This is a genomic window from Chromobacterium sp. CCUG 76385, assembly GCF_059916625.1.
In genome coordinates this window covers 59,764-68,658 of record NZ_JAUCGU010000023.1, presented here as the reverse complement: position 1 = coordinate 68,658, position 8,895 = coordinate 59,764, and the positions used below count along the sequence as shown (strand labels likewise).

The following is an 8,895-nucleotide window of genomic DNA, read 5'->3' as shown; positions in this document are numbered from 1 at the left end:
TGCGGCGCGCGAAACGCCTCGATTCGTCGCAAAACGCATCCCGGCGCGACCGCTCACCAAACGTCAACAGCCCCTAGACGCCGCAGCGTGCCCGGGCGCTACCACCACCAGAACATGAAGCCCCAGGCGCAGTCCACCAGCGCCAGCGCGCCGCAGAACGGCAGCAAGGCCAGATAGCGGGCAGGGCGGCCGCCCCAGCGCGCCAGGATGCCGCCGGCCAGGCGCAAGGCCCACAGATTGGCGCCCGCCAGCAGCGCCAGGCGCGCGTCGTTGACCCAGTGCATGCCATAGCCTTCGGCCTTCAGCAGCGTCACCGTCAAGGCCGACAAGCCGAGGAAGACGCCGCAGCCGGCCAGCGGGATCAATGCCTGCGCCAGATGGTGCAGACGCTGGGTCTGCCAGCGCCCGGCCATCCAAATCGCCAAAGCAAGCGACAACAGGATGCCGCTGCCCAGCGCCAGCGCGGTGGCGGCCACATAGGCGATCAAGGACGCGCCATCCAGCCAGGAGAACACGTCGTTGTGCATCGGGTAGTGGGTGAGCAGCCACCATGGCGCATCGGTGTCCAGCGGCCACATGATGTCATGGTCCACCAGCCATTCCGCCGCGGTCTGCTTGAGCCAGACGAACCATGGGCTGACGGTCCAGTGGAAGGCGCCCATCGCCACGCCCAGCAGGCCATAGACGATCAGGGCGGTCTGCCAGCCGTCGGCCTCTTTTTCCGCCACCCGCACCACTTCTTCGCTCATGGGTCGCGAGGCCAGGGTGATGGCGGAGCGGTGATCGCTGCAGCGGCCGCACATATGGCAGCCGCTGCCGCCCTGCATGTGGCGCAGCGGCTGCAATGGGGCGCAATCGACGCTGGCGACGCGCTGTCGCTGGTCTTGAGAGCGCTTCCAGGCGGCTTCGTCCACGCGGTAGTGCATGGGCGCCAGCTTGGACAAGAGGCCGAACACGCCGTTGACCGGGCACAGATGGCGGCACCATGCGCGCTTGCCGCGGGTGTAGATGAAGCCGACGATGACCGCCGCCACCGTGGAGCCGCCCAGCACCAAGAGGGCGGCTTTAGGGTATTGGTAGACGCTGACCAGTTGGCCGTAGACCGTGGTCAGCACGAAGGCGACGAAAGGCCAGCCGCCCCAGCGCATCCAGCGCGGAATCGGCCGTCCCATGCCCTTGCGCGCCGCCCATTCCGACAGCGCGCCCTCCGGGCACAGCACGCCGCACCACAGCCGGCCGAACAGCACCATGGACAGCAGCACAAAAGGCCACCAGATGCCCCAGAACACGAACTGGGCGAAGATGGTCAGGTTGTTCCACATCCGCGCCGCGTCGTCAGGCAAGTCCAGGCAGGCGGGGACGATCAGCAAAAAACCGTAGACCAGCACCACTGCCCATTGCAGCTTGCGCAGCAGGCCGCCATGGTCGCGCAGCCAGTTCCCCGTGAGCGCCAGCAGGCCGCGCGGCTGCCGCTCGGGGGGACAGGAAGCGCCGCCGGACGGGGCGGCGACGATGGGGATCACCCGTTGCGGTGGGCGTTGCGGGCTGCCGGCTTTCATGCGGCGGCCTGGCGACGATTGCGCCACTGGAACAGCGCCCAGATGCCGGCCCAGAACAGCGCGTAGGCGATCAGGCTCATCAGCGCCGGTTGCGCGCGGTAGCCGGTCAGCGAGGCCATCAGCCCGCCAAACGGACTCGTATCGTCCAGCAGCGCCGAGCTGTCCCACACCGGGTCCACCAGCGTCGGCAGCACGTCCATCGAGATCAGCTTTTCCACGCCGTTGAGGAACAGCGAGGCGCCCAGCAGCAGCAGCATGACTTCGGTGACGCGGAAGAACAGCCGCCACGACAGCACCTTGCCGCCCAGTTGCAGCAGATAGAAAGTCAGCAGCGCCAGCGCCAGGCCGATCAGCCCGGCCAGGCCCAGCTTGGCCAGCTCCATGCCCTGGGCTTCGGCCAGCGAGCCGTACAGGAACACCACCGTTTCACTGCCTTCGCGGGCGATGGCCAGCGCGGACAGGATGGTCACGCCCCACCAGTTGTTGCTGGCTGCCTTTTCCGACAGGCCGCTTTCCAGCTCTTTCTTCAGCGTGCGGCCGTGCTCGCGCATCCACAGCACCATCTGCACGATCAGCGCCGAGGCGATGAACACCATGCCGGTCTGGAAGTAATCCTGCGCCCCGGCCATCAGCGTGCCGGCGGCGAACAGCGCCACGGCCAGCGCCACCGCGATGACCAGGCCCAGCGCCACGCCGCCCCACAGATACGGCTTGCCGGCGCGGCCGGCCGCGTTATGGTTCATCCAGGCATTCAGGATGCCCACCACCAGCAGCGCCTCGACGCTTTCGCGCCAGACGATGAAGAGTACCTGTCCCATTGCTTGTTCCTTGTCTTACTTGGCGACGATCACGCCCTGGCCGGTTTTGGGGTGGAAATCGTCAAAGAATTTGTACTCGCCCGGAGACAGCGGCTGGAACACCAGAAACGATTCCGCACCGGGGCCCAGCACTTTTTCCTTGCGCAGCGTGATGCTTTCGAACTCCGCCGGCGTTTTGCCGACATTCATCACTTCGATCTTGAACTTCTTGCCGGCCGGCACCACCAAGCGGGCGGGGATCAGCTGGCCGTCCTTCATTTGCAGCTTGTAAACCGGCATCTCGTCGGCAAGGACGGGGGCGGCAAGCAGGGTGGCCACCAGGGCGGCGGCGATCAGGCGCAGAGTGGTCATCGGTTCATCATTCCGGAATGAGAAACAGCGCGGATCGAGTGTCCGCGCCGTCTGGTGTCGAAATCGGGCATTTTGCAGGAGGTGCCCGCGCTGCGGCTTAGTAGCCGCCCTTCTTGCCGATGCCGGCGTAGGTGAACTCATAGTTCACGTCAAACGGCTTGAACCACGGGCCCACGCCGGTTTCCTTGTCGGTATGGCGGCCGAAGTGGGCGTGCTCATTGGCCGACGGCGGCATGATGGTGTACTTCAGCTTGTACTTGCCGGGACCTTGCAGCTTGACGTTGTCGCCGTAGTGCGGGCCGTCGTTGGCCACCATCGGCATCAGCTCGCCCTTCTGGGTCTTGCCGCCCACCTTGGTCAGTTCGTACTTGACCACCAGATACGGCATCCAGGCGCCTTCTTCGAAGCCGTTCGGGTTGTTCTTGATGGCGTGGATGTCGGCTTCCAGGTGGATGTCGGACGCTTCCGGCTTCAGCATCATGCCTTCCGGTTCCATCTTGGTCGGCTGCAGGTAGACGGCGCCGATCTCCATGCCGTTCTTCAGAGCCGGCTTGCCGATCGGGTATTCCTTGGCCATGGCGGCGAAGGAGGCGGACAGGGCGACGCTGGCGATGGCCAGCTGGCAGACAAAGCGACGCATTATTTTTCCCTTATGGTTTTCGCCTGGCGGGCAGGACGTAGAAGAGTATGATAATGCTAGTAATTATCGTTTGCAAACCAGCGCATGCTTAATGCGAGCGATTGCGCAATCTCATGTGCATGTTTTTGCACCAGGCAATGGCGGCACGCATCACTGCCGCCATTGGGCTTTATCCGTTCAGGCGCAGGCGCTGCAGCTGGGCCAGGCTCTCGTCCAGGATCAGCAGCTGCAGCATCTGTTCCGCCAGATGGCCGGCGCCGTGGCGATAGGCCTGGGCGAAGGCGTCCACCGCCTTGGCGTTCAGCTGGCCGTCGGTGGCGGCGGCCAGCCGCGCGCCCAAGCCGTCGAAACGCGGCGCCAGGCTGGTTTGCAGCCAGCCGGACAAGGGCGGGTTGAAGCCGCGCTTCTTGCGCTGGAAGAAATCGGCCGGCAACGCCGGATGGATGGCGCGGCGGAAGATCAGCTTGGCCGGCTGGGTGTAGCGCTCGGCGGAGGAGGTGGCCAGCAGCCGTTGGTAGAAATGGTGGTCCAGCAGCGGCGCGCGGCCTTCCAGGCCATGCGCCATGGTGCATAGATCGGACTTCTGCAGGATGTAGTCCGGCAGGTAATTGGCGAAGTCCAGTTCCAATAGCTGGTGCAGGCCGGGCTGGCCGTCTTTCGGTTCTGGGCCGATGTCGTCCGGCGCGCGCCAATGGCACAGTTTTTCCAGCGGGCGGCCGCCTTGCAGAAAGCTGCGCTGGCCCGGCGTGAAGCCGGAGAAGCGCAGCGAGTAGGCGCTTTGCCAGTCCATGGCCAGTTCGGTGGCCAGCTTGCCGCGCTTGCTGTCCAGTTGCGGTTTGATCGGCAGCGGCAGGCGGATATTGCGCCGCCAGCGGGTGCGCAGATGCTTGCCCATGCGTTTGTAGCCGGCCAGCAGTTCGTCGCCGCCGTCGCCCACCAGCACCACCTTGACATACTGGGTCACTTCGCGCGCCAGATACCAGGTGGGGAAGCTGGACGGATCGGCGAAGGGTTGGTCCAGGTCGGCGACGATGCGCTCGAAATCGGCGGCCAGATTGTCCGGCATGGTGACCTTGACGTTGGGCAGGCCCATGCGCCGCGCGGAGTCCGCCGCATCGCCGGATTCGTCCAGGCTGGAGCCGGGGAAGGCGGCGGTGAAGCTGGAGAATTGCGTCAGCTGCTGGGTGGCGAGCCGGCTGGCGATCACGGTGGAGTCGATGCCGCCGGACAGCAACACGCCCAGCGGGCGGTCGGCCACGGTGCGCATCGCCACCGCGCGGTCCAGCTCCTGCAGCCAGTCGCCGCTCTCCGCCTTGGGCTGCCAGTAGCGCTGCTTGCTCAATTGGCGGGTGTTCAGGTCGAACTCCAGCCGGTAGCCGTTTTCCAGCCTGTTGATATGGCTGAACAGCGTGGCCGGGGACGGGATGTAGCGGTGGGCCAGATAGGCGTCTATCGCCGCCGGGCTGAAGCCGCGCTTGTCCGCAGGCAGGAAGGGCAGCACCGCGCGCACCAGCGAGCCGAAGGCGAAGTTGCCGTCCGCCAGCGAGTAGACCAAGGGCTTCTCGCCCATGCGGTCGCGCGCCAGATGCAACTTGCCGCTGCGCTGGTCCAGAATGGCGAAGGCGAACATGCCGCGCAGCCTGTCCAGCAGGCCTTCTATGCCCCAGGCCAGATAGCCGCGCAGGATGAATTCGGTGTCGGCATGGGTGCGGAACACCGCGCCGCCGGCTTCCAGCTCGGCCTTGCCGGCTTCCAGCTCGGCCTTGCCGGCTTCCCAGTCATACACCTCGCCGTTGTAGCAAATCCACACCTGGCCGTCGTCGCTGGCCATGGGCTGATTGGCTACCGGGCGCGGATCGATGATGGCCAGGCGGGCGTGCAGCATCGCATTGTGGATGGCGTCGTCGGCGGCCGGGTTCAGCGCCGCGTCCAGCAGCAGCCGGCTGGCATCGTCCGGGCCGCGGCGATGCAGCTCGTCCAGCATGGCTTGCGGGACGGCGGGATTGACGGGACGGCGCGAGAAAAAGCCGGCGATTCCACACATGATGACGGCGCTTCCGAATGCGCAAGGCGCCGATACGGGTTCGGCGCCTTGCTTGGGTTTTCAATGCCGCGCAGTATCCGGCGCGGCGGCGGCCGATGTCAAACGCCGGGCTTGCGGTGCAAGTCAGGCAGCGCCACTGCTGCGATGCCCAGCAGCGGCAGGAAGGAGCACAGCAGATAGACGGACTCTATGCCGTGGCTATCCGCCAACTGGCCCAGCACCGCCGCGCCGATGCCGCCTATGCCGAAGGCGAAGCCGAAGAACATGCCGGACACCATGCCCACCTTGCCCGGTAGCAGCTCCTGGGCGTAGATCAGAATCGCCGGGAAGGCCGAGGCCAGAATGAAGCCGATGGGCAGCGACAGCGCGGCGGTCCAGAACAGATTGGCGTGCGGCAGCGCCAGCGCTAGCGGCGCCACGCCCAGGATGGAGAAACCGATCACCCGCTTGCGGCCGATGGCGTCGCCGATGGGGCCGCCCAGCACGGTGCCGGCGGCCACCGCGAACAGGAACAGGAACAGATGCAACTGCGCCGACTGCACGCCGATATTGAAGTGGTGGATCAAGTAGAAGGTGTAATAGCTGGTGATGCTGGCCAGATAGAAATGCTTGGAGAAGACCAGCACCAGCAGCAAGGCCAATGTCAGCTTGACGCGGGCCGGTGACAGATCCGGCATGACGATGGCGGTAGCCTTCTTGGCCTGGCGGTGCTGGTGGGCGTACCACTGGCCGACGCGGAACAACACCCACATGGCCAGCAATGCAACCAGGCCGAACCAGGCCACGCTGCCTTGCCCCAGCGGGATCACGATCAGCGCCGCCAGCAGCGGCCCCGTGGCGCTGCCGGCGTTGCCGCCCACCTGAAACAGCGATTGCGCCAGGCCGGGACGGCCGCCGGAAGCCATGCGCGCCACGCGCGACGATTCCGGATGGAAAATCGACGAACCTGTGCCGATCAGCGCGGCAGCCAGCAACAGCAGCGGGAAGCTGCCGGCGCTGGATAACAGCAGCAGGCCGATCAGCGTGGAGCCCATGCCGAAGACCAGCGAATACGGCTGCGGCTTCTTGTCGGTGTAAATGCCGACCAGCGGTTGCAGCAACGAGGCGGTGCACTGGTAGGTGAAAGTCATCAGGCCGATCTCGGCGAAGCTCAGGTGGTAGTTGCCCTTCAGCAAGGGATACAACGCCACCAGCAACGACTGCAGCATGTCGTTGAGGAAGTGCGAGAAACTGATGGCGCCGAGGACGCGGAAACGGGTGTCTTGAGCCGGCGCGGAGATAGAGGTGCTTGAGGCCATGGTAAAGATTCTCGATACAGGTGGTGATTGCATATTAATTCAGCAATTCAGAGCCGGTTCTGCGAAAATGAGGCATCCATCTTTTTGAAAGAGGCGATATGAACCGCTTCGACGACCTGGAACTGTACGACCGAGGCGTGCTGCCGGTGGTGGGCAAGCTGCGCAACTACCCCGCAGGATTGGAGTCGCCGCGTCACCAGCATCCCACGGCGCAGCTGCTGTACTCCGTGGAGGGGCTGATGTGGGTGGGCACTGAGCGCGGGCAGTGGATAGTGCCGCCGACTCGGGCGATTTGGCTGCCCATCGGCACCTGGCACCAAGTCAAAATGGTCAGCCCGGTGCGGATGCGCAATATTTTCGTGCGCCAGGACATGCTGGCCGGTTTGCCCGAGCAATGCTGCGTGCTGGAGGTGACGCCGCTGCTGCGCGAACTGGTGCTGGCGGCGGTGGATGTGGCGTTGCCCTGCGAGCCGGGATCGCGCGACGAGCGGGTGATGATGTTGGCGCTGGATGAAATCCGCCGCGCCAGGGTGCTGCCGCTGTCCTTGCCCCAGCCAGCCTCCCCGGCGTTGCAGCGGCTGTGCGCGGTATGGCTGGACCATCCCGACGACGCGCGCGGCGCCGCCGAATGGGCGCGCGAGCTGGCGCTGGACCCGCGCACCTTGCAGCGGCGCTTCCGCCGCGAAACCGGCCTCAGCTTCGGCCAATGGCGGCGCCAGGCGCGGCTGATGCAGGCTTTGCAGCGGCTGGCCTGCGGCGACAGCGTGCTGAAAGTGGCGCTGGACCTGGGCTACGCCAGCCCCAGCGCCTTCGCCACCATGTTCAAGCGTGAACTGGGCGCGCCGCCGAGCAGTTTCTTTTCCGCATCGTAGGGCGGAAGCCCGGCAAGGCCGGGTGTTCCGCCGAAGCCCCTCTACCCTAGCGTCGCCCCGCTCAAACAAAGGGCTGCTTAAAACCTTGGGAATGGCTTTGGAGCCGGCTTGCGCTGATGGGGGAGTGGCGCGTCGGTTTGGTTTCAAGTGATTGGGAGTGGGTAAGTCGCGCGGGACTCAAGGAAAACTCAAGGGGCAAAGCCAGATCAGGCTAAGAATGGCGGAACGCCCGGCAAGGCCGGGCTTCCGCCCTACAATAGGTGAAATGTTAGCGACGCGCCCTTCCCCTTCGGCGCGCGCCGGCAAAAAGTTGCTGGGCAAGGTTTTAAGCCGCCGCTTGTTCGACGCCGCGCGACGGTAGCGCGTACTGCTGAGCGAATCAAAGATTCGCACGCATGTAGTTTCGGCGGCTCCTTGCCCGGTGTCTTTTTGTCGGGATTGCGCGCGCTGCAGGGGCGGCCTGGGATCGCCTCTGCGTGCGAATCTTTGATTCGCTCAGCGACAGGGCTGGCCGCACAGCCCCTTTGCCCGTTTGCCGGGCTGAACCGGCATCTAAATATTGTCCGCGGAGCGGACTCCATATGAATCGCGAGAGTCGGTGTGGCTGGGGGCAGATTGTAGGGGCTAAGAAGATTAGTTCTCTTATTTCGCCGCCAGCTTCACCGCCAACTCCGCCAGCCGCTTCCCCTGCGCCATCGCCAGCGTCTTCTCATGCTCGCTGATCGGCTGCCTGTCATCCATGCCCGCCACATGGCTGACCCCATACGGCGTGCCGCCGGTTTGCGTCGCCGTTAGCGCCGCTTCGGAGTACGGCAGGCCGGCGATCACCATGCCGTGGTGCAATAGCGGGATCATCATGGTCAGCAGCGTCGATTCCTGGCCGCCGTGCAGGGAGGCCGAGCTGGTGAACACGCAGGCCGGCTTGCCCGCCAGCGTGCCCTGCATCCATTCGCCGCCGGTGCCGTCGATGAAGTATTTCATCGCCGACGCCATATTGCCGAAGCGGGTGGGGCTGCCCAGCGCCAGGCCGGCGCAGTCGATCAAATCCTGCCGCTCGACATACGGCGCACCGTCTTCCGGGATACCGGGCGCCACGGCTTCGCATACGGTGGAGATCTTGGGCACGGTGCGCAGCCGCGCCTGGCAACCGGGGACGCTGTCCACGCCGCGGGCGATCAGCCGGGCCAGTTCGCGGGTGGCGCCGTGCTGGCTGTAATACAGGACCAGGATGTCTAGCATGGGGATAACCTCGCAATCACGGATAACCGACGCATGATAGGGCAAAGCGGCATGGCTTGCCTCATCGGTGCTTT

The 8,895-nt window shown here is 65.2% G+C and carries 8 protein-coding genes; 1 reads left to right on the top strand and 7 read right to left on the bottom strand.

What is annotated here, in order from left to right; translation table 11 throughout:
* Window positions 1-98: 98 nt before the first annotated feature.
* The 6 genes from QUG01_RS14640 to QUG01_RS14615 form a co-directional block, all read right to left on the bottom strand.
* Window positions 99-1,559, bottom strand: a complete 1,461-nt coding sequence (locus tag QUG01_RS14640; RefSeq protein WP_500830776.1) for a 4Fe-4S binding protein — start codon at window positions 1,557-1,559, stop codon at window positions 99-101.
* Window positions 1,556-2,377 carry an FTR1 family iron permease gene (locus QUG01_RS14635; protein WP_199153408.1) on the bottom strand — a complete coding sequence of 274 codons (822 nt, stop codon included), beginning with the start codon at window positions 2,375-2,377 and terminating at the stop codon, window positions 1,556-1,558. Before QUG01_RS14635 ends, QUG01_RS14640 begins: the two co-directional genes overlap by 4 nt.
* A 15-nt stretch (window positions 2,378-2,392) precedes the next feature.
* Window positions 2,393-2,728, bottom strand: coding sequence for a cupredoxin domain-containing protein (locus QUG01_RS14630; protein WP_103321194.1), 336 nt, complete (start codon window positions 2,726-2,728; stop codon window positions 2,393-2,395).
* A 97-nt stretch (window positions 2,729-2,825) separates the two neighbouring features.
* Window positions 2,826-3,368: an iron transporter gene (locus QUG01_RS14625; RefSeq protein WP_500830775.1), complete on the bottom strand. Its 543-nt coding sequence runs from the start codon at window positions 3,366-3,368 to the stop codon at window positions 2,826-2,828.
* Between the two features lie 169 nt (window positions 3,369-3,537).
* A complete protein-coding gene (gene asnB / locus QUG01_RS14620) occupies window positions 3,538-5,412 on the bottom strand; it encodes an asparagine synthase (glutamine-hydrolyzing) (protein ID WP_500830774.1) in 1,875 nt (624 codons plus the stop codon).
* Between the two features lie 98 nt (window positions 5,413-5,510).
* Window positions 5,511-6,710 carry an MFS transporter gene (locus tag QUG01_RS14615; protein WP_500830773.1) on the bottom strand — a complete coding sequence of 400 codons (1,200 nt, stop codon included), beginning with the start codon at window positions 6,708-6,710 and terminating at the stop codon, window positions 5,511-5,513.
* 98 nt (window positions 6,711-6,808) lie between these two features.
* Between QUG01_RS14615 and QUG01_RS14610 the strand changes: the two genes are divergently transcribed.
* Window positions 6,809-7,582, top strand: coding sequence for an AraC family transcriptional regulator (locus QUG01_RS14610; RefSeq protein ID WP_500830772.1), 774 nt, complete (start codon window positions 6,809-6,811; stop codon window positions 7,580-7,582).
* Window positions 7,583-8,224: 642 nt separating this feature from the next.
* Here the strand turns inward: QUG01_RS14610 and wrbA are convergent.
* On the bottom strand, window positions 8,225-8,821 hold the full coding sequence (gene wrbA / locus QUG01_RS14605) for an NAD(P)H:quinone oxidoreductase (protein ID WP_500830771.1): 597 nt from the start codon (window positions 8,819-8,821) through the stop codon (window positions 8,225-8,227).
* Window positions 8,822-8,895 lie beyond the last annotated feature (74 nt).